Below are 21,891 nucleotides of genomic sequence, written 5' to 3'. Positions count from 1 at the left end.
TAGACTTCATGTCTAACTACTGGAGTGCAGTTCAACTTGCCTGGTTCAAAGTTTTCCTTTTTAATAAATTTCCCTTAAGCACTTAGGCAAGGATTTGTGTTTTGATTTGTTCAAACATCTCTTCTTTCCCAAAACCTGTTAGTAAAGGTACACCATTAATAACTTTATCCTGAATGTTATCAGGTACTAGAGTTGTCGATACGATGATATCGTATTCATCAATACGACTTAATTCCTCACTAATTTTTGATTGATATAACTTCACCTTATTTTGAAGCCCATTTTCCTCTAACCATTCCTTTACTTTACCCGTTACAATTGTGGAAGTTGCAATACCCGTTCCACACATAATTAATAATTTTTTCATTTACTCTCACCCTTTGTAATAGATTCATTTTCTTCTTGCCCATAAGTAGTGCTATAAAAGTGGTTGCACTGCTTAATCACTTCTATGCTAAGAGGTTCAAGATCTGGTTCATGTAAGGTCGCATAATGAGCATATTCAGCTGTTTCTTCTAAAATAACCGCTGCCTTCATTGCATGTTCAATATCTTTCCCAACCGTGAATACCCCATGATTTCGGAGTAATACAGCAGATGAATCACCAATATGGTCAATAATTTGTTTCCCTATTTCTTCTTCACCAATTGCAGCAAAACCAGAACATGGAACACGATCTTTAAACAAATTAGCTGCTGTTGTAGTGTAAGAAGGAATGTCTAATCCACGTATAGCAAAGCTTGTAGCGAACGGTGAATGAGTATGGACTATACTATGAATATCTTTACGATGACGGTAAACATATAAATGGCTGTGTGTATCCACAGACGGCTTTAACTTGCCCTCAATGACATTTCCCTCTAAATCAACGACTACCATGTCCTCAACCTTTAAAGCATCAAAGTGAACTCCACTTGGCTTAATTATTACTCTATTATTCTCATAGTCTCTATAACTAACATTTCCACTCGTCCATTTGACAAGCTGCAACTCTTTTAATGCTTTATTCGCGTCGCAGACTAACTGTTTCCAAACCTCTAACACTGTACATCACCTTCAATCACCTAAGGATTAGTTATAAACTAGTTCCAACGTCATCGTTGATTTTTGCTTCTCGCTTAGGTTTAATCTTATTTATATAAATTAAACCTGCAAAAGCAACTACGCCAATAATCGTAATTCCACCCCAGCTCATAAACTTTGCTAAACCCACAAAGATAAATGTCGTCCAAACAGCACCATCGACTAGTGCGGATATACTCGTATTCCCTGCCATATCAAATTTCGCAGCCAGTGCAGCATCTGTAATTAATGGTGCAGCCCATGAGGCTATTAGCAATCCCACTGCCATATAAATGGTGCCTGCAACAACTGTTCTAATAATATTTCCTCTAAAAACTGGTGTCATTAAACAGACTAAGAAGGGAATTGTCGCTAAGTCACCAAATGGCAAGACTTTATTCCCTGGTAAAATAACCGCCAAAAACAAGGTAATTGGTACAATAATTAACGATGCAGATAATACGGCGGGGTGACCTACTGATAAGGCACTATCCATTCCAATATATAGGTCTCTTCCTGGCATCCGTCTTTTTACGAAATCACTAGCCGCTTCCGAAATTGGAGAAAGCCCTTCCATTAGTAAAGATACCATCCGTGGCATTAACATCATTACTGCACCCGTTTGAACGGCAAGTTGCATTACCTCGCTAACACTGTAGCCTGCTAAGAAGCCGATGACAATCCCAATTAACACACCCATTACTGTTGAATCCCCAAAAATACCAATTTTCTTTTGGATAGTTTCAGGATTAGCTTCTAATTTATTAAAGCCCGGAATTCTATCAAACACCCAGTTCAATGGTTTTGCTACTAAATAGGATGGCGCAGATGCACCATGAGGAAATGTAATCTTTGGAAATCCATAAAATTTCTGAACATCCTTTGCAATTAAATCTCCCAGGAAGAAGATGACAACCAAGTGTATGGCGATCGTATATAAGCCAAGTGCAAAGTTTCCAGTTAAGGCATAGACAAGAGACCCAGTAAAGGCACAATGCCAGTAATCCCAAATATCAACGTCTAATGTTTTAGTTAATCCTGTAATCAATAGGACTACATTGATACCGATCCCTAATGGTATCGCTAAACTCCCTAAAGCTGTACCATAGGAAATAGCAGCTGCTGCAGGCCATCCCACATCAATCGTACCGAGCTGAAAACCAAAGTTATCAACCATTGCCTTGGAAGCAGGACCTAAACTATTCGTTAATAACCCGATGACAAGGTTTAATCCAACAAAACCAATCCCAACAGTTAGACCCGCCTTAAAAGCTTTAGCTGGTTTTGTACCTAGAATAATACCAAAGACAAACAATAGAATAGGCAGCATAACACTTGCACCTAGATCAACGAACCATTGTAAAACTGACATGTAATGTCCCCCTTTATCTAGTAAATCATTCTAGTTCCACTTGTTTTAATAATTGGTCAAAATCTTCTAGACTCTTACATTCAGCAAATTCCTTTAACAACTCCTGATTTTGAAAAATCTCCATTAACCGTTGTAACATCGTTATTTGATCTTCAGACTTTTTTAATGCAAGCATGAAGATTAAAGAGACATCTACCTCTTCCTCCCCATTTCCCATCAGACGGAATTTGACTGGATTTTTTAATGAGGCAAAAGCAATTTGTGGTGCAATGACTTTATCTGAATCTGTATGAGGAATAGCAAGCCCAAACGTCCCAACTGCCAAGCCAGTTGGAAAGCATTCCTCCCTCTCCAACACACCTTTCTCAAAAGAAGACGTAACTAAGTTAGCCTCTTTCAAAGATAAAGCCATTTGCCGAAGGGCATCTGTACGATCACTAGCATTTAAACCAAAAAAGGTTATATTTTTATCAAAAAACATTGTTCTTCCTCCTACTGTTTCAACTTCCGTTGATAATAAGCCACGCATCAGCTGCCTCCTTCGAGTCTAGTAATTCAGACATTTTCCAATCGTCTTCCGCAAGATCTGCCAATTGAAAAAGTGCCTTTAAGTGACGGTTTGGGTTATAAATAGCTAGCGGTGTAATAATGGATACCTTATGTCCATTTGCAAATTCTACTGGTTCCTTTAAGATCAGCATAGCAAACGCGTCAGCTAGTACTCCTTTTTCCCTGGCCGCATGCGGGATGGCCATATATTTTCCTAAAAAACTGTAAATATGCTGATGATCATTATCTTCAATTAGAGTTGTCACGTAGGACGATCTAATGATGTTATTTTTTACTAATGGCTCACAAGCGATAGCAATGGCTTCCTGCCAGGTTTCCACTTTGTTGCTAAATTGGATAAATTCAATTGGTAAGAATTGTTTTAGACCAAATGGGATACCTTTTCTATTCTTCAAATCTTTCTTCTGACTGTTTTGAAATAGTTTGGATAGTGAGGTTAATAGAGCAGTCTCATCTGTTATGATTGCATTCTCTTTTATCGTATTAATTAACGTATTCATATTAATAGAGTCATAGCTTTTTTTATCGATGGTATTTATGACTTGTTTACGTAACATTTCTTTTTCGTTTAAAGTCATGAGTGGATTAATTAAATACACTGGTTGTGAGGACTGAATCGGGATCGTGCTAAATATGATTTCATAATCGTGTTGATACATTTGGAATTGTCGTAGAGACAGACTTTCAGCAAAATAAAACTCCGGAAAGATTTCCTTTAGCGTTTGCTTCATAATTTTTGACACGGTCAGACCATTAGTACAAACAACTAAAGCACGTTTCCTTCTATGCAGCTCATCTCCCTGTTTAATCAGTTGACCTGCAAGGAACATGGTTATAAAGGCAATCTCCCCTTCAGGGAATTTCTCACCAATTAATGACTCGAGTGGACTTATAGAAGAAGAGACAGTCTCGTACAGCTCCATATACTCCTCGATTAGCTTGGTAGAGTATTGCTCTTTTAACGTAAGATGGTATTTAATTCGGTAGTATGCCGGTCTCATGTGAATCATTAATTTATCGAGGATTGCCTTTTTATCATCGATAAAGATACATGATTTCTTTTCAAACATGGCGAGCATATTAAGGATTGCAACCTTTAGGTCGTTTATCCGATCATCAGTAAGGATATCTGATGATCGGACATTTGAAGTTAACAGTTGAAGTGTAAGCCATATTCTTTCGCTCATTGGTAAATCCATATCTTCTTTTAATAGAATCTCCGAAACTAAATATTCCTCTGTATCAGCTAGTTCCTTTAAACCAATATGAAAATCAGCGTTAAGAAAATGCCCTTGTTCAATTCGCGAAAAAATTAGTTCTATTATATATGGTAAGCATTCAAACCTCTCATCTGTTAAATGGATCTTTAATGATGCTTCGATAGACTTTACTTTGTCTCTCATTGGAGAGATATCCAGGTGAAAAATCCTCTCAAAATACTTGTGACCATTAAACAAATTTAAAACGGATCTAACTACAAATACTAATAGCTTTCGAATTTGAAATTCATCACCCACAATTTCATATCCGTCAGATCGGCTATAAACGATTGTCAAGGAATAGCTTTTAATGTAATTGGATGCCTCTTTTATATCACTAATTCCTGTGTTTTTGCTTACATTAAAAAGATCAATAATATGAAACAGGGATACCTCTTCTTTTTTTCCAAGTAAATATAAAATAATTAATAGTGCGCGTTCCTTTTCTGTCGGTATATATTCATCCAATTGACTAACAGTTGGATGAGGGACTGAAAAATGTTCAAATATCTTTTTATCAATAATAAAGTTACCATTCCTACTCTTAGTTATGGGCGATAAGTTTTTCGTTTCTAGCCACTGATTAATTTTCTCCAAGGAGTAGGAGATCTGTCTTCTACTAAGCTTGAATTTCACTTCTAGTTCCTTATTTTTAATTTGAGGTGTTCTAATCAGTTCATTTAACAAATTTACACTTCGATCATCAAGGAACATCACTACAACCTCCTTATGCCTTTATTATATTTGATGGATCACAAAAACTGAAAACGTTTTCATAACAACTTTTGCCCTTTGATAACCTTATTTTGTGTGCAAGTTTGCGCTGAATTTTTACATATGTTCACTAATGTTACGTTTGTTATAAATTTATCTATTTAGGCGCATACTCGTCAAGAACTTTTTTGAATACTCTAATGGATGGTGTTAAGATAGAATCTTAATCCTCTTATTAACATTACCCGAACGAAAAGACCCGTAGAGATTACCTACGGGTCTGAATATACTAAAAAAATATTGTTTAAGATGCATTACTTTTAGAAACTTTCCCTTACTCCTTTACTTTACATCTAAAACAATCACACTAACTGAATTCGCTGATAATGTGACAACCGCACAATTGTCGTCAAGTGTGATTTCCGTTTCGGAAGGAACAATCTGTTCCGCATTCTTTTTATTGACATTCGGTGTATGAACAAGGGATTCATCCCCAGTCACTGTGATCATACGACCCTCTTCCGCCACGCTCAAATCCTTCAGCATAATTTTGGTTGTTTTTTCAAATGGATCGGCATTGACAAGCTTTACATAGACGTGACGATCGTCTTTTGTAACCGAGTTAAAAATGTCTCGGTTATAAGCTTCTAGCTTATAATCTAACACCTTGCTAGTTTTTGTTCCATCCGTGTAAGAACAGATAAGACGATCCCAAGTACCTGCTCCATAATTAACTGAGATGGTGTAAGGCGTGTTATCCGCTAACTCTTCATAGCAGCTTGCTCGTAAGTTGCCTGCTGCCGTACTGGATGAGTAGTCGCCTAATGTATAGCCTTGAACTCCTTGCTTGTATACCTTAACACCCGTGGCATTTCCGTTGTATCCTATTGCGTATTCTAAACAATCCTTTTTCTCTGGAGAAATATCCGTCAAGCCCACACCTACATAAAAACCGTCGGAGCCGGATAACTTTGTTGCTTCCACTTCAACCTTATAGTTGGTCCAGTTCTCGTTCTTGATATATAAACCGTTTAAGCCACCGTTTTGTGCCTGTAATATTAGACCTTTTTCCGGATCAAGTGAGTATCCAACTGAACCTGGGATCATCTCCCAAGCAGGATTTAATTCTTGCATGAAATCCTGGTCAAAGAGCACTGTTCCACTTACATTATCAATCACTTTCACTGTTTTCACATGAATCTCGGCATTGCCTGCAGCGATTTCAATCCCACCTCGTGGAGTTAATTCTGTGATATTTCCATTCTGATAAGTCGAGAAGGCTGTACCTAACAGTTTCGTACCAAGGTACTTACCAAATAAATGCTGCACATAGTAGTTCGGCGTGAACCAAACGGTCTCATCATCAAACCAAATTAAATCAGGTGTCCATCGATAGGTTCCGTCAGTCAAAACTTTGTTAAATAACGGTGCATAGGCAGCTAATCTCACCACATCAGAATTTCTTTCAAAACCGGTCATGACAGCTGCTTCGGCAACGGCTCCCGCCAAAGTATTTTTATCCGTGGAGGCAAATTCGCCAACGAATACCTTTGAGGTTTCCCTTTCGTTCATGCTGCCATCAGGCTGATAAGCTCGGTAATAATAGTTGTACCGGTCGGCATTGTTTAGTAAATACTTGTTCGTACGGTAGTAATGTTCATCTGCAATGGTATCCATATAGTTCGACTGCTTCTCATACCAAGTGACCGTTTCTTCTGTAACCGTCTTGCCGTCCGTAAAGTTAACCGTTTCACTTCCTGTCATATTGCCGCTTAGGAACTTCCAGCCTTGCTGATAAGCATCATCGTCCGCTTGTGCACCGACCGTTGAAATAATGTGTAATTCATAGCCTGGATAATACTTGTCCATGTATTCTTCAATGGCTGATTTAAAGTACTCAAAGTTCGCAAAAAACTCTGTACCCCAGTTCTCATTCCCAACACCTAAGTAGCGAAGGTCAAACGGCGCCGCGTGGCCCATATGCTTACGCAAAGAAGCCCATTCGTTATTTTCAAAATCGGTGTTAATGGCAAAATCAATTAAATCTGTAAAGCTCTTAACATAAAAATCTCTTAGGCTTCCACCTGCAGGATTGACATAATCCGAACGGGCCTGGCATAGTACTCCGCAGGCCATGACAGGAAGAGGAGTTGCATTCAGATCTTCGGCAAGCTGGAAATATTCCATGTAGCCAAGACCCATCGTCATCATGTAACCCCATACATTAAAGTTTTCTTTACGGAGCTCTATATCGCCCACCGAGTCTTTCCATTCATATACGTTTTCCCAAATATACGATCCTTCTGAGATACAACCTCCTGGAAAACGAAGAAATGTCGGGTGCAAGTCAACCAAAGCATTCACTAAATCTTTTCGTAAACGATAATTTGAGTTTCCATTATAGTTAGAATGAGCCGTTTTCGATCTCTCTTCCTCTTTTGCTCCCCATACATCTTGCGGCATGAGAGAAACCATATCAATGGAAATTTCACCAGTAAAGGTTAACGCAAGCTGACCAAGAATGGTATTCGAACCCGTAAGTACCATTTTAGAATCCACGCCATACTTCCGCCATGTGTTACCGCCTTCCACCTGTACCGTTACGGTGTCACTGATAGACAAGCCGTTCGGATCTTGTAGCTGGACTATGATGCTTCCTGCTGATTCCGCCTTGGCCCAGATCGTCAATTCATACCGATCCCCTTGTTTAATAGGCATCGCACAATGGTGATTTGAATCAGTAAACCCTTTGTTGATAATCGTGCTACCATTTGGTGCAGTAATATAATGAGAATTGACATCTTTATCAGAAATTCCAAAAAACTCGTTCAATCCTCCTGTATTTTTCACCGTTACTTTTTCAACATCTCCAAACCAGGCATGCAATGGTTCATGGTTTCTACCTGTCGAGCAACCACACTCACCGGATGCGTGGGAATATGTATCAAACGCAAACGATTCAAAGGAACGATTTTGAACAAGCTCCGCATAAATACCGCCATCCGCTGCGTTATTGATATCTTCATAGAAAAGACCGTATAACGTCTGACTGATATCCAACACTTCTTGACTTCCATCAATCGTTAAATGATGTGTTGGGACTCCATTCGGAAGGATGGATACCGGAAATTCCTTTTTAGCGGAAGCATTTCCTTTGTTTAGGAACGCTGTCAAAGTAACGCCCTTTGGTTCTTGGATTTCTCCTACTACACCTTCATTTGATAACTCTTTCGGGTTGCTTGATTGCCAGTAAACGCTTACCTTTTCACCCATAAGTGAAGTAGGCAAAGACACATCCTTCGTTACAATGGTTATCGGAAACGATAAATACTTGTCCTTGGCCAGTTGAACAATCTCTTCATCCGTAAGAGATTCGCACATTACCTCAATCACTTCGTCTTGGGATAAACCAGCTTTGTAGATACGGAAGTCAGAGAGGGAACCGCTAAAGTCGGCATCTACGTCATATTGAGATTTGCCGATATAATTATTGCTATAATTGGATGGCTCTGAGAACGTTTCAAACCAATTGCGAAGTTTGGCATATGTACCACTCGTAGTCTGGCTGATCGAACCATCTGCAACAACTTCACCATTGACGTAAATAATCGGTCCAGCACTGCTTAATGTACCGCCTTCCGTCCCTTTAACTGACATAGCGACATGAATCCATTCTCCCGAGGGGTACGTTCTACCAGCATCAGCCACGAGATCTCCATCTGAAAAACAAGTACCACGTAAACTTCGTGTTAAAAACAGATACGGTCCAGAAGACCCTTTGCCAAAATCAAAAATTCTTTCCCACACATTCGTCCCTTTGTTCAAGTAAACCCACGTACTGACTGTAATCCCGGAGTGATCATTTATATCCTTCAGTAATCCCGAAGGAAGTTGCATAAAAGAAGTCCCGCTATTTCCACCGGCAAGCGTAATAGCTGGTTTGCCACCTACTGTTTCTATGATAGGTTTTGTTGTCCCCGCAGTTATCGCATCATAGCTATTCTCCGAACTGTCTTTTCCCACATTATCTGGATCAGTAAAATAATAATGAGCAATCATTCGGTCCTTAAATGATATGTTTTCGTTATTTTGTTTCATGGATGGTCTCCTTAGCAAGAATCATATTGTAAGTACTCTTTTCCATTGACGCTAATAAACTTGTACGTATATGTTAAAATAAAGAACAACATGTACTTACAACTATTATAATATCAACCTACTGTTTTTCCAATAGATATTCTGAAAATTAATAGTGTTTTCTCAAGACATGCGAGGTTCAGCTTATAATTAATTTAACTAACCACCCCTTATTCATAAAAACCTCCTACTTTTAAAAAGCAGAGGTTTTGACTATATTAGAAAACGGAAACCTAATTACTCACGTCAAATTTTATCTTTTCAAAAACACTCGTTAACATAGAGAAAAATTAATATATACAACTAAACTAAAAATTATTAACGATGTAGCAGGCAAATAAACTAAGCTTACAAAAGATAAAGTAAAAACACCAATAATTACTAGTGTAGTAGGAAAATTTGCTATAGCAACAAACAAAGAATTTTTAATAGCTCTTTTCCCTGTAACTTATAATGAGTTATTAATGGAAGTAAAAAAGCGGTAGTACAATTACAAATTTCCCTGTGGTTTGGTCTTGGTTTAAATAAAAGTTTTTTATGAGTCATTGGAGCGATAGATGATTAAATGTCCCACTTAGGATCTGTGATGGGAGTGCCCTTAACTACTACATCCTGATCATGACACTGGAGTGTCAAGGTGAAACCCGTATAGTTTAAGTAGCGACAGTGAAAATAAAAACGATCAGGAGTTACTGTGAGTTCCTGCATTCTGAATATTGCACCATACCGATTATAAGAATAGACTTCAACTCCGTAATTCACGTCAATGCTGCCGCCATTTACGCTGTATACTTCAACAACATGCTCCTGTGCTTGACCTGCTGGGATATCAATTCGTAAAGTGTATGGCATAAAAATCACTCTCCTTTTCACAAAATTACCAAATTATATGTGATAAGAGCCCGTATTGTTACTAAACACTCAAAATACTATTGTGGGTCTACATTTTGAACTTATCGTAAGTTATATAAAAAGGTATTTATAATACCCCCCAAAAAAAAGACCGTCTTGTTAGGAGGCCACTGAAAACTTGCGTTTTTTATTCTCGAATCTCAGTTCAATAAAAAAAAGGCAATTTGCCGTCTGTTTTTTAGACGGTAAATTGCCTTTTTCCGTTTCTCTTTTATTCTTTTTCATTTAGGATTTTTAGGATTCGCTTGAGATTAACTGCAAATATCGCAGTGGCTCCTTGAATCTCCATCCCAAATAGACCCGCAGATGATGCCGTTTCATACCCGTGTCTATGTTTTAACTCACTATTTTTTGCTTCAATTTTATAACGAGAGCGTGCAAATTCTTTAAACTCTTCACTGTTTTGAAATTTTTCTTGATCCTTGTGTTCGGTGGATTTGATTGAAACAGAGTATGTTTTACTTTTTGCCCCCTCTTTATAACAGCCATCACGCAACGGGCATACTTTACATTTTTTTATATCAAAGTAATAAGTGTCACTTTGATTTGTGCCTTGATTTTTCTTGCCTGTTCGCGCTTTACATATGGCCATGTGACCTGCTTTACAAACATACATACCTGCATCCTTATTAAACTCAAATTCGTCTTCTTTCGCTCGTACACCTTGTGTGATTTGAGGATGTAGTTTAGATACTAGTTGAAATTCTTCTTTTTTTGCATACTGAATATTATCTTTTTCCGAATAAGCTGTATCACCAATGATTCTATCAATATTCATCCCTGCTTTTTTACTTTTCTCAACTAGGTCTTTTAAGTATTTTCCATCACTTTTCTCTCCAGTAGTAACAACCGCAGCTGTAATAATTCGCTCATCACTCATAGCTAAATGTGTTTTAAATCCAAAGAAAGAAGAATCAGCTGTTTTGTGTCCGACTCGCGCATCTGGATCATTTGAAAAGCTTAGTTGTTCTGTATAATCTTCGACAACTTCTTTTAATACATTTAATTTTTCTTTGACAGCCGGAATCTCAGCAATTTGTGGCTCAGTTTCAATAACCGTAATGACTTGACGACAATAATCCAATTCATCGTTTACTTCTTTAGAAGTCGTTTTTGGCGGAAACTTTTCTTTTATTGAATCATCTACTTGATATACTGCTTTACGGACACTTTTTGATTTCTCTTGTAAAAACTCTTTCGGTGATTTTTGGTTATAACGTGCTTTCGTATGTGTTGCATCCACGATAATTGTTTTACTCTTAATGATCTCTTTTTCTAGAGCTATCTCAACGGTTTTCCCAATTAGCATATCTAATAAACCTACATCTTTTAGACGAAGTTTTCGAAATTCCGTTAATGAACTTGGGTCAATTACAGAATCCTCTGGAGACATATCGAGGAAATATTTAAATGACATATCGTATTTGGAACGTTCCACAACATCTACATCTGACAAATCATAGATTGATTTAAGAAGTAAATATTTGAACATACGAATTGGGGAAATTGCATTACGACCATTTTCAAGACAGTATTTTGTTTTCAATTCTTCAAGAATAAAAGTAAAATCCACAAGGTCATTAATTTTTCGAAGCATATTATCTTTTGGTACAACAATATCGTATAAAGCCATGAATGGGCTGAAGTTGAGAGATTCTTGATTTGAGATCACTTGAATACCACCTACACACTTTTGATAAACATATTATAAAGTAAAAAGGCAGTTGAAAGTTCATTTGATAGAACTTTCAACTGCCTTTTATAAATATTGGACTTTTTCAGTGGCCTCCTTGAAACTGCAGCTTTTCTTATCGTTGGTTGGGTTGGCGTTAAGTTAGCTGTTTACACATTATCCCATCCTGACTTAGGTTATTTAACAAAGGAGTTCCCGAAATCTCCTGAGTGGAAAATTACATTTTGATCAGTCTTATTACTCATTGCAATATTAGGATGGTTTTTATCAAAAGAAAAGCAAAATAATCAAAATGATAAATAGACAAAACACCTCTTAAATAAGAGAGGTGTTTTGCTTTTTATGGACTAAATAAAAGAACTAACTCATTTAGGAACTTCTGATGGTACTTACGCTATTCATTTTTCTAATGTATTATCTTCTTTTTCGACATTATTTCCACTTTACATATCCATTTATAGTATTGCAGTAATATTAGCAGAAGTATTGGATCAAGTGCCGCTGAAAGCCATAGATTCCACCAACCGTATTGGAAATAACCCCACGGTCGAGGAAGTAAAGTAATTGCCTCGTATAGTAATATGGCTATAACCCAAATGAAAATGTATGTGGCTTGGTTTAAAATTTTCTTACTAAAAGGGTACCAATTGAGAAACATCATATTAACAGGTGGAATAAGTATAAGATGTGGGATTAGTCCCGCCCAATCAACTTCTTTATCAAAGTACCAGTAACCGTAATATTTTAATTCAATTATCGTATCAAATAATTGCTGAAAAGCTATGGTAAAAATCCAAATATGAACAATTCGGTTAGGTTTTAGTCTCCTATTTGTTCTAAAAGCAACGAAGTTAAATAAAATAATTGCCACAGCAAGTCCAATCATAATTAATTCCTTTTTACCTATAATATGCCTAAACATTACACCATTAATTCTGTGATTTTAATTAAACAATTCTGCCCTTTAGCAAAATAGTGTTCAGTTACTTTTGAAAGTTGACAAAATTGATCCCTTCAACTCTTTAGTTGGTTTTGGCATATTTAACTCTATTTAGAAAAAGAATATATAATATCTAACTAAAAATTAGGTTTCATCATATGAGAATTCCTAATTATCAAGACATACAAAACTCGCGCCAAGAATTAAGTGAAGTTGCTTTTAAACACTGGCTAAATGATGACTTGTTTTCACCAATATGGTGGCTCCTTTTAGCTTCTACGATAATTCCTGTATTCATTTGGTATAAACTTGTAGATAAGGAAAGGTTCTTTGAAATTCTATCTTACGGATTAATTGCTACCTGCCTATCAACTGTTCTAGATGTAATTGGTGTTGATTTAATAAGATGGGGCTATCCTGGATAAACTATTTTCAATGGTACCCCCTTTATTTCCAGCTGATTTAGTGGTTATCCCCGTTTCTGCCATGTTGGTATATCAATATTTCATCAAATGGAGCTCGTTTCTCATTGCAAATACCCTATGGGCATTAACGTTTGCCTATATCATTGTGCCTTTAGCCATTAAAGTACATATGTTTCATATGGATAATTGGAAGCACACATACTCTTTTATAGGATTTTTTGTTTTAGGAATAACCGTCAGATGCATAATCCTATTTCTTCTTAGAAAATTGGAAAAAGCCTAAAATAACAACATATCCTTGACTATCATTTAGACTACCTTAGGAAGTAAATGATCCTCTTACTTCCAAACAAGGTAGCCTTTTTTGAGTTCTTTATAATGCACAATTTGGCTCTATTATTCAAGTTCTTAGTACAACAAAAAAAAATGCTGCTTCATGCAGCACTTAAAAGAATTTCTTATATAGCTCACGTCTCAATTGTCCACTTAGATAAGCATATACTCTAGTCGTTTCACTTTTTTCATGGCCCATTAAGTTTTGTATAACTTCTAGTGGTGCTCCATTATTTATAAGAGTTGTCGCATAGCTATGTCTTAACTGATGTGGGTGGATGCACTTACTTATTCCAGCTCTTTTGGAAACCTGTTTTATAACATATCTCATCTGAGCAATACTCATTCGATGTGGTGCTCGAATCGTTACGAACAATGCTTGTTGATCATCCGTTCTTTCCTCTATATATCTTTTTAACCAGATACTACATCGAGTATTAAAATACACTTCTCTTTCTTTTTTCCCTTTTCCAAAAACGATAACAGACTGTTCTGCAAAGTTAATGGAATGCTTATCTAAGTTTACGACCTCTCCAATTCTACATCCGGTTGAGTACATAAACTCAAATAACGCTTTCTCAAAAGTGGTACCACACGCTTCGCGAAGTAATTCAATTTCCTCTTCCGTTAAAAACTTAGGAATTCTACTCTCCGGCTTGGGTTCTTTAATACTAGATACCGGGTTAACCGAAACATACTTCTCTTCTTGAACCCATTTAAACAACGATTTTATAAAACGAATTCTATGACAGAGACTTGACGCTTTTAATTGAGTTGCAACTTCTCCAAGATATAGTTTGATAGATTCAGTTGTAATATCAGTAATCTTAATATCTCCAAAGTATTTTATCATCAAGGACAATTGCACTTTATATACCTTTAATGTTTGAGAAGAATACCCTTGAATTTGTTTATCTGCTTTATATAGTTTCCAGGCTTCAGATACTAGCATTTTGAACAACTCCCCGATCGTTCTAGTACTAACAGTATCTGCCTAAAATCCATAGAATATACCTATTTAATAGATATATATTCAGTAATTGCCCCCGTTTGTTTAAGTGTATTTGTACACAAACTTGAAATTCATTTTCCTTATTACATTAATGATGCCCCAATTTGTTCAACAAGAAAAAAGCATTCCTGCTAAAGGAATGCTACCTTCATAAACTATAATTTATTAGCAATACAAAACACTTCAGCAAAATCATTTACAATTGTTTTGTAGGATTATTTAAAATCATATCACATTCTCTCTGATCCCTCTATATAATCGTTATCATTTCCTTCAGATGAAGTTACTGTTTAAAACACCGCCGCTTCCATTCACTATTTATGCCCTTCTTTTCTCCCTCCAAATAACCACATTAACAATGTTAATACAGCCATTATAACCAATGATTTCAAAAAATTTACCAGTAAATTTAGTTCATCTAACTTAATATAGTCAGTAACTATAAAAAATAAATACATTAATACTAAACAAATAAAAAAGGCTATTGTCCTTCTTTTTTTCACTTCCATATTTTTACCTCCTTAAAAATATTTTAGTTCCAATGATTATATTATACAAAAAATCTATTTAATTACCAAAAATGTATATTAATTACATTTTCTGTGTGTTACAATATTTATTGTAAATAAATACCAAAAGGACGTTACTAGATTTGAAAAATAGCATTTGGTTAAAGGCTATTATATTGTCTATCGTTTTCACCTTAGTATTTGCTTCGACCAGTTTAGCTAAAGGTAAAACCCTTCCATCTTCCGAAGAGGAACAAGTAAAGGAAATGGCAGCACAACTTGAATTTTTATGGGAAGAGGCGACCATAAAAGATGAAGAAGGTAACATCATAGATATTGATTTTAATAAGTTAGAATCTGAGTTCGGGAAAAGTGCAGATCTTACTCAGTTTAAGGAGATATACACTAATTCTCCAGTTGTATTTACAAAACCCGGGAACAAAAAAAATTTTTTGACTGAGCCAGCTGTAACTCCATATTTTAGTCTGGTTACTACTTACAGCACCTCTAAAAATGATGCTCATAATCGATGTGTTAATTCTAAATTAAAGACATATTTTAATGGCACTTTTTTTGGGATATCTGCACTTGCACTCCTCTACGAGTATCTCTGGAGCGGAAATTATACTGCTGCAGCTAAGCAACTAATAAAGATGGGAGTAAAAAGTAATATATATGTTATAACTGGTCAACTTGCTTGGATTGTAGGACAATGCGCTTACGAGGTTGATCAAGGAAAGTGGAGATAAATTAACTTTTAGTTTCCATATTAACAAGGTCCTTCTCCTAGAAGGGCCTTGTTATACGTGTTCAATTACTATAGATACGGCTTCAATGGTGTATCACTTTCTCCTATGATGAGGATGTACCTCATAACCTATCTCTGCTCACTTTTGCTTTGGGGCCAAGCATTAAATCCAATAGTCCCAATTATTCCTTTTGTTACTTTTATTTCAATTCCCCAACTTATTCCTCTTTTCTCCTTTAAGAAATCAACAAATGCCTTTGCTTGTTCTATATTTCCTAAAGTCTCTACGCCATAATAACGTGTTACATTTAAATTTGAAAAACAAGCAAATATGCCCTCTGCATCATCCATTGTTATTTCTCTTAATACCAATCTTTCTGTCTTTAATGTTGAAAACATTCCCTCCCACTCTCTACCCCTTATATGTAACAGGCCTCTTCAATTATCCTGCCTCGTTTGTTCCATAAGGATGTTTACAAGGGCCGATTAGTGTTTATATAAGTTCTATAAACTTACTCACTTTTCATATTTAAAGTGTGAACAAAAAAACGTTTGTTTACTTGTTTTAAAAAGTATTGATTCAGCAAAGTCCCGAGTTATAACTAAAGCTAAATATAAAATGATGCGGCAAACACGAGATATTTACATTTAGGAATACCTTCAATGTACATTTAATTTTATTCCTAAACATAGAAGATAAAACATACAGAAGGCAAATTTTAAAAGAGGGGCACTCATATGATTTCAGGATTAGAACAAAATCTTATCAACATTAGAAACACAACTGCTAAAATTACAATGATGCTACTTAAAGGGGAACCTATTGAAAAGATCGTAAACGAGCTTAAGGTTTCTGCAAAGAAGTATCAGAAATTAAGCTGGTTATAGAAGATCACCCTGACAAAGCATAGCTATTGAAAGTATGTTCTTATAATTTTCCATTTAAGTTTCATCCTTCTTAATTAGATATATATTGACCACATGCTTCCCCTAAAAATTCACAAAAGTTCACAGACCATTTTAATAACAGCCAATTCCGTTAATCTTAACCCAGACCCTAAGAACAAAGAAACAATGGCTCTATTTCTCTCTTTATTAATTCATGAAATCTTACAATATGTTTGTTAGAACTGTTCTGATCACCATACTCATGGGCTACAAAGCTTCTAAAGAGCTCATATTCATCGCCCATTAAGATTTTCCCTTCCATTTGGTTTTGCTACCGTCTCAGGGTTCTCAGATACATCATTAAATTCAATTTTAGCCATGACATTTCTCTTAATATAAGGCTCTAATTGATCCGTCTCCGCTATATTCTGAAGGTAGTTGAATAAGGACTTTAGAGAGGATAATTTTCGATTGATAGTGATTTCTCTATTATTTAATTGAAACTTTAATAAACTTAAAAAGTCTTCAAATTGAAATTACTCATTCCAACGTTCCATAAGGGGATCCCCCTCCTGCTTTTCCAGAGTAGAAATTCTAAATAGACCGTTGCTCCATTTAGAATAAATTTCAGTAAACATGAATGATTCGTTTCACAAATGGAATAATACCATTTGACACCAATCATGAACAAAGAGAATAATATTCTAGGTTTAAGGGGTCGATAGCAAACTAAACAAAATATAGGAGGATTTAGATTTTGTGGGAAATTGTAAATACTCTACTGCGTACTCTTATAGTATTCCTTGTGGTACTAACGTTATTTCGTTTTGTGGGTAAAAAAGAATTAAGTAAATTAAGTATACTTGACATAATTGTCTCCCTAATGGTTGCAGAGTTAGCAGTAATTTCGATCGAAGATCCACATGTCCATATGGTTAGGGCTTTGGCACCTATCTTTTTGCTTGGTTCCTTACAGGTGATACTAGGAACAATAGAATTAAAAAGTCAAAAGTTCCATAAATTAATCAATGGAAGCCCAATAATGATAGTGGACAATGGAAAACTAATAGAAAAAAATCTTCGGAAGCACGGTTTTACTATAGACGATATTCTGATTCAACTAAGGCAAGCAGAGGTATCAGATTTAAGAGAAGTGGACTATGCTATATTGGAAAGGTCTGGGGCTCTATCTGTCTTTAAAAAAGGGGATAACAATTTTACACTACCATTGGTTTTAGATGGAAAAATTCAAGAAAATAATTTAAAAGTAGTAAACAGAACAAAGAATTGGTTAATTACGGAGCTTCAGAAAATAGGATTCAATCAAGTAGAGAACATTCTTTATTGTAGCTATAAGAATGAGAAGTTCCACATTCAAAAGAAAGAACATGAGGCTTAACGTTTTCAATACTGTATATAATGCATTTACCATAGAAATTTATTCCATCAATTAACAACATGAAGATGGACAGGTATATAAATATCTCTCCATCTTCATGTAAAGTTGTGTCTGATAGATTAGTTTAGGCAAGGACCTGAACGGAAAGTTTTATTAAATACTTTTCGAATCCTTTAACAGATAACTCATCTAACAATGCATCTTCATAGATATAACCTTTTAAGACTAAATTATTATCGTGTGCGTATTTTACTAACCTACTGTAGGTTTCCTCAATTCTAAGATAACCTCCACTATGATACGCAACCAAATAAGTTCCTTTCTCAATTATACGATTAGCAAAACTTGATTCAGTTACTTTTGTATAAAGGTAGTCATACTTAATACTTTCCCTGTCTAGTACACTACTTACACTAATCATCCATCCTTCAGAAGTGGAACTAACATTATTAGATTCATCTAAATACTTAAAATGTAGTTGGATAGATTCATAGGCGTTTCTATCATTTGTTAAGGGTTTTGCATCGGTTACAACTATGAAATCATCCTCTACCTTATGTTCTATAAAAATATCTGAGGTATTTACTTCCAATGCTTCTCTTATATCATTTTTTTTGTCTTCAACCAACTTTTTCATTTTTGTGAGATGGTTAATTTTCGTCGAAAGTGCTTTTTCTTTCTGCTCCAATAAAAGAAGAAGTCGTTCAGGTGATCTGTTATCAAGGAATTTCTCAATTTCCTTTAATGGCATATCTAACTCTTTGAGTATTAAAATCACATGAAAAACCTCTGCTTGATATACTGAATAATAGCGATAGCCGTTAGAAGTAATAATCTCCGGAGAAAATATACCAACTTTATCATAGTAGATCAAAGTATCTTTCCTGATATTCATTAATTTAGCAAATTGGCCTGTCGTTAAGTGAATTTGTGGGTTTATGTCCATAAAATATTTGCCTTTCTTAAAATTATCGAGTCACATTAATAGTAAAGATAAACTCCTCTTTTTCGAACTATAAAAATAGCACAAACGATAATCGAGAGGAATTCAGCTATTGGAATAGCTACCCAAATTCCGGGAACTCCCATTACAATTGGCAGAACCAATAATGCAATTAATACGAATACCAATGTTCGCAGTAAAGAGATTAATGCTGAAATCTTCCCATTTGATAGTGCTGTAAACAGCATGGAAGCAAAGATGTTTAATCCCATGAATAAGTACGCAAAACAGAATATTCGAAATCCCCCCATAACTATGTTATATACATTACTACCCTCTTCCACCATAAATTGGATTAAAAGAGGACCTAGCAAAAGGGAACCCCCAAATACAACTATTGAACTAATTCCAATAAAAAGTATGCTATTTAAAAAAATTCGTTTTAATTGATTGGTATTTTGACTTCCATAATTATAGCTTATAATTGGGGCAATACCAACGGAAAACCCCATGAAGATTGGAGTTAAAAAAAACATAAGGTAAAGCATAATTGTGACAGCAGCTACTCCTTCTACTCCTATATATTTCAACATTAATAGGTTAAAAACAAAAGTTACGACCGAGGACGAAAGGTTAGTAACCATTTCAGATGAACCATTAAGACAACTGTTCAGAAGAACTTTCCATTCAATTTTTGGAATAGCAAAGTGAAGCTGGTCTTTTTTTGCTAATAAAAAATATACAATTCCTACAAGCGCTGGAATTGCAATTCCTATTGCAGTTGCAATGGCAGCTCCCTCAATTCCCATATTCATTTTAACAATAAACACATAATCCAAAACAATGTTTACACTTCCACCGATAATGGTAATGACCAAATTAAAATTTGGTTTTCCTGCTGTCACAAAGAAGGTTTCAAACATTGCTTGGATAATAAGCAATGGGGCGATCGTTAATATGGTCTGCGCGTATAAGATAGTATAATCAAAAAGTTGATCACTTGTACCAGCTCCAAGTAACGTTAACAATGGCCGAATAAATAATAATCCAAAAATCATGATTAGAAAACCAATGACAATCCCACATAATACGATAAACGTAAAGTTCCTATTTGCCTCCTTGTATTTATTTTCACCTATTTTCTTTGCAATAATGGCACTGCCCCCGGTTCCTAGCATTAAAGCAACAGCAAATATTAATGCATAAAAAGGCATGAAAATATTAACTGCGGACAACGCAGTGGAATTCACGTAACGTGCTAAAAAAACACCATCTACCATTGTATAGATAGATGCAAATATCATTACACCAATGGTTGGGGTAGCGTATGCTAACAAGGATTTCATTGTATATTCTTTTTCGATTCCTTTTGATATAGCCATGTTGATCATCTCCTGTGTGTGTAAATTCATACTCGTATCTTAGACTATGGAGTTACTCCATAGTCAAGGGGGAGTTAGAACCTTGATTAGATTGATTTAGGTAGACACTAATACAAAAGCTATTATATTTATGCTTTTCCCATTTGGAGTTTTACTTAATTCCTAATTGTATAACCATCAAGTGTTAGAGAATACATGTTAACTAAATTTCAGTTACATGAAACAATGTAATAGTTTGTGCCTTATAAATATTTTAAAAGAGTACTATTTATAAGTGTGGGCGATCAGTGGAATAAGACAATCTTATTTAGTCATATCTTTTTTGGAAAAAAATAAACTGGGTGTGATAAATAATATGAAAAAACGAAATCAGGTTTTTTTCATCACTATTAAAGGTTCGACAATTAAAAGAATTTTAATACTAGATTTTATTGCTGGTACTGGCATTTATTATGCACTTAAAATTATTTCATCGAGCGATTTAGTTGGAGTTTTAGGAAGTATTGTTTTTACAGAGGGCATTAAGAGATTGCCTAGCAAATATTACATCCCTTGTTCTTGTGGGAAATAACTAACAATAGTAGGATGGTACAACGTGATTCATTTATGTAACTCATTATTTTAGTTGTTATCCATAACAAGAAACCCTGAACCCATATGCTAATCCGAAGAACAATAATAGAATATATAACTAGATTACTAAAGTTATTAGCAGAAGACATTATAATGACTGTCTTAAAAATGAGAGTTAGGAAGGATTAAATATGAAAAAGGCTATTTTTTACATCGATGGCTTTGGTTAACGATAAATTTTATAATTCCTTATTCTTGCAAACTCGCTAGGCGAAGGGCTTGTCTTATTTGTACGGGAATATCTAAGCACTAATATTCCCTGATATACCCGAAGTTGGATTTGGTGGAATTATTGGTGCTGCTGGAGGGTACGTTAAAATTGGTCAAGAGGTAATATTTCACGAAAAGGTTATAAAGAGGATTTAGAGCATATTGTAAACTTTTTGATCTGGAGGCGAACATCGGTATATCTACTAGTAAAAATGCTAAAAAGCATAGCCATTGTATTTTAGAACAATTACAAAATGTAATCCTATCCAAGCATAGAAATCGAAATAGATTTTAAATCTTTTATCGATACTTTCACCGAGTGTGAAAATCTAATTAGAAATGGTATTAATAACATTTCTTTCTTCGGCTCAGAATTACCTATTGATAGAATAAAAGTAGACTGAGTTAATTTCTGCATCTTAACTTATTACCCATGTTATTTGTTGCTTTCATAAGCTGTCCTGTCTATGGCAAGTGGTTTTGACTTCTCCCTCATGATTTGTTGGGCCATCTCTTTGTTACCAGGTGACAAACTTTATATGATTTCTTAAAGAATATGTGCTAAATTTCAACCAATAATGTCCGGTAGGTTCCATCCCTACGATCACTTTTTTCATGTGTTGTTCTAGCTTCAATTGTTTAATCGAATCTAGAAACAGTTGAAACCCCGGCTTGGTATTATCAAAATAACAAGGGGAGCCAAACTCCTTTCCGCTACAGTCCTGTGCACGTACAACATGCTTGAACTTC

Annotated in this window: 20 protein-coding genes and 3 pseudogenes; 7 read left to right on the top strand and 16 right to left on the bottom strand. The window is 35.4% G+C overall.

Annotated elements, in window-relative coordinates; all coding sequences use genetic code 11:
- Positions 1-82: 82 nt before the first annotated feature.
- The 8 genes from BKO01S_RS11370 to BKO01S_RS11335 form a co-directional block, all read right to left on the bottom strand.
- Positions 83-367 carry a PTS sugar transporter subunit IIB gene (locus BKO01S_RS11370; RefSeq protein ID WP_066053546.1) on the bottom strand — a complete coding sequence of 95 codons (285 nt, stop codon included), beginning with the start codon at positions 365-367 and terminating at the stop codon, positions 83-85.
- The gene (locus tag BKO01S_RS11365) at positions 364-1,044 is read right to left on the bottom strand and encodes an L-ribulose-5-phosphate 4-epimerase (protein WP_066053541.1); all 681 of its coding nucleotides are present in this window, start codon (positions 1,042-1,044) and stop codon (positions 364-366) included. The genes BKO01S_RS11370 and BKO01S_RS11365 overlap by 4 nt, the downstream gene beginning before the upstream one ends.
- Before the next feature lie 31 nt (positions 1,045-1,075).
- On the bottom strand, positions 1,076-2,434 hold the full coding sequence (locus BKO01S_RS11360) for a PTS galactitol transporter subunit IIC (protein WP_066053538.1): 1,359 nt from the start codon (positions 2,432-2,434) through the stop codon (positions 1,076-1,078).
- 25 nt (positions 2,435-2,459) lie between these two features.
- Positions 2,460-2,963, bottom strand: coding sequence for a PTS sugar transporter subunit IIA (locus tag BKO01S_RS11355; protein ID WP_198158802.1), 504 nt, complete (start codon positions 2,961-2,963; stop codon positions 2,460-2,462).
- Entirely contained in the window at positions 2,935-4,977 is a 2,043-nt protein-coding gene (locus BKO01S_RS11350; RefSeq protein ID WP_066053532.1) for a BglG family transcription antiterminator, read from the bottom strand. The genes BKO01S_RS11355 and BKO01S_RS11350 overlap by 29 nt, the downstream gene beginning before the upstream one ends.
- A 342-nt stretch (positions 4,978-5,319) precedes the next feature.
- Positions 5,320-9,075 carry an alpha-L-arabinofuranosidase family protein gene (locus BKO01S_RS11345; protein WP_066053529.1) on the bottom strand — a complete coding sequence of 1,252 codons (3,756 nt, stop codon included), beginning with the start codon at positions 9,073-9,075 and terminating at the stop codon, positions 5,320-5,322.
- Positions 9,076-9,675: 600 nt separating this feature from the next.
- Positions 9,676-9,966, bottom strand: coding sequence for a hypothetical protein (locus BKO01S_RS11340; protein WP_066053526.1), 291 nt, complete (start codon positions 9,964-9,966; stop codon positions 9,676-9,678).
- A 271-nt stretch (positions 9,967-10,237) separates the two neighbouring features.
- Positions 10,238-11,698 (bottom strand): IS1182 family transposase, encoded by a 1,461-nt coding sequence (locus BKO01S_RS11335; RefSeq protein ID WP_066053522.1) that lies wholly within the window; start codon positions 11,696-11,698, stop codon positions 10,238-10,240.
- 117 nt (positions 11,699-11,815) lie between these two features.
- Between BKO01S_RS11335 and BKO01S_RS24870 the strand changes: the two are divergent.
- Positions 11,816-11,944 (top strand): annotated as a pseudogene (locus tag BKO01S_RS24870) (TerC family protein); the annotation flags it as partial.
- A 181-nt stretch (positions 11,945-12,125) separates the two neighbouring features.
- Here BKO01S_RS24870 and BKO01S_RS11330 read toward each other — a convergent pair.
- Positions 12,126-12,641: a hypothetical protein gene (locus BKO01S_RS11330; RefSeq protein ID WP_369690998.1), complete on the bottom strand. Its 516-nt coding sequence runs from the start codon at positions 12,639-12,641 to the stop codon at positions 12,126-12,128.
- Between the two features lie 176 nt (positions 12,642-12,817).
- On the opposite strand from BKO01S_RS11330, the gene BKO01S_RS24865 reads away from it, so the two are divergent.
- Together BKO01S_RS24865 and BKO01S_RS25120 are read left to right on the top strand one after the other, a co-directional pair.
- Positions 12,818-13,084, top strand: a complete 267-nt coding sequence (locus tag BKO01S_RS24865; protein ID WP_232311219.1) for a hypothetical protein — start codon at positions 12,818-12,820, stop codon at positions 13,082-13,084.
- Between the two features lie 10 nt (positions 13,085-13,094).
- A complete protein-coding gene (locus BKO01S_RS25120) occupies positions 13,095-13,367 on the top strand; it encodes a CBO0543 family protein (protein WP_369690997.1) in 273 nt (90 codons plus the stop codon).
- Between the two features lie 162 nt (positions 13,368-13,529).
- Here BKO01S_RS25120 and BKO01S_RS11320 read toward each other — a convergent pair whose 3' ends face one another.
- Positions 13,530-14,369, bottom strand: coding sequence for a tyrosine-type recombinase/integrase (locus tag BKO01S_RS11320; RefSeq protein WP_066053516.1), 840 nt, complete (start codon positions 14,367-14,369; stop codon positions 13,530-13,532).
- 374 nt (positions 14,370-14,743) lie between these two features.
- Complete coding sequence (locus tag BKO01S_RS11315; protein ID WP_066053513.1) at positions 14,744-14,938, bottom strand: hypothetical protein; 195 nt, start codon at positions 14,936-14,938, stop codon at positions 14,744-14,746.
- A 143-nt stretch (positions 14,939-15,081) separates the two neighbouring features.
- Between BKO01S_RS11315 and BKO01S_RS11310 the strand changes: the two genes are divergently transcribed.
- Positions 15,082-15,687 (top strand): hypothetical protein, encoded by a 606-nt coding sequence (locus BKO01S_RS11310; protein ID WP_066053510.1) that lies wholly within the window; start codon positions 15,082-15,084, stop codon positions 15,685-15,687.
- A 128-nt stretch (positions 15,688-15,815) separates the two neighbouring features.
- Here the strand turns inward: BKO01S_RS11310 and BKO01S_RS11305 are convergent, their stop codons facing one another.
- Positions 15,816-16,085, bottom strand: coding sequence for a GNAT family N-acetyltransferase (locus BKO01S_RS11305; RefSeq protein WP_066053506.1), 270 nt, complete (start codon positions 16,083-16,085; stop codon positions 15,816-15,818).
- Between the two features lie 339 nt (positions 16,086-16,424).
- Here BKO01S_RS11305 and BKO01S_RS24375 point away from each other — a divergent pair, with 339 nt between their 5' ends.
- On the top strand, positions 16,425-16,574 hold the full coding sequence (locus BKO01S_RS24375; protein WP_157077355.1) for a hypothetical protein: 150 nt from the start codon (positions 16,425-16,427) through the stop codon (positions 16,572-16,574).
- Between the two features lie 143 nt (positions 16,575-16,717).
- Here the strand turns inward: BKO01S_RS24375 and BKO01S_RS24860 are convergent.
- Positions 16,718-17,107 (bottom strand): annotated as a pseudogene (locus tag BKO01S_RS24860) (tyrosine recombinase XerS); the annotation flags it as partial.
- Positions 17,108-17,331: 224 nt separating this feature from the next.
- On the opposite strand from BKO01S_RS24860, the gene BKO01S_RS11300 reads away from it, so the two are divergent.
- Positions 17,332-17,973: a DUF421 domain-containing protein gene (locus tag BKO01S_RS11300; protein WP_066053501.1), complete on the top strand. Its 642-nt coding sequence runs from the start codon at positions 17,332-17,334 to the stop codon at positions 17,971-17,973.
- A 124-nt stretch (positions 17,974-18,097) separates the two neighbouring features.
- Here the strand turns inward: BKO01S_RS11300 and BKO01S_RS11295 are convergent, their stop codons facing one another.
- Both BKO01S_RS11295 and BKO01S_RS11290 read right to left on the bottom strand, forming a co-directional pair.
- A complete protein-coding gene (locus tag BKO01S_RS11295) occupies positions 18,098-18,919 on the bottom strand; it encodes a MerR family transcriptional regulator (protein WP_066053498.1) in 822 nt (273 codons plus the stop codon).
- A gap of 35 nt (positions 18,920-18,954) precedes the next feature.
- Positions 18,955-20,298, bottom strand: coding sequence for an MATE family efflux transporter (locus BKO01S_RS11290; RefSeq protein WP_084362047.1), 1,344 nt, complete (start codon positions 20,296-20,298; stop codon positions 18,955-18,957).
- Between the two features lie 274 nt (positions 20,299-20,572).
- On the opposite strand from BKO01S_RS11290, the gene BKO01S_RS11285 reads away from it, so the two are divergent.
- Positions 20,573-20,869 carry a hypothetical protein gene (locus BKO01S_RS11285; RefSeq protein WP_232311218.1) on the top strand — a complete coding sequence of 99 codons (297 nt, stop codon included), beginning with the start codon at positions 20,573-20,575 and terminating at the stop codon, positions 20,867-20,869.
- A gap of 799 nt (positions 20,870-21,668) precedes the next feature.
- Here the strand turns inward: BKO01S_RS11285 and BKO01S_RS11280 are convergent.
- Positions 21,669-21,891: pseudogene (locus BKO01S_RS11280) on the bottom strand (IS110 family transposase); the annotation flags it as partial.

Source organism: Robertmurraya korlensis NBRC 107688, from assembly GCF_001591645.1.
Lineage (GTDB): Bacteria > Bacillota > Bacilli > Bacillales > Cytobacillaceae > Robertmurraya_A.
The sequence above is the reverse complement of the archived record's forward strand: the minus strand, read 5'-3'. Positions and strand labels throughout refer to the sequence as shown.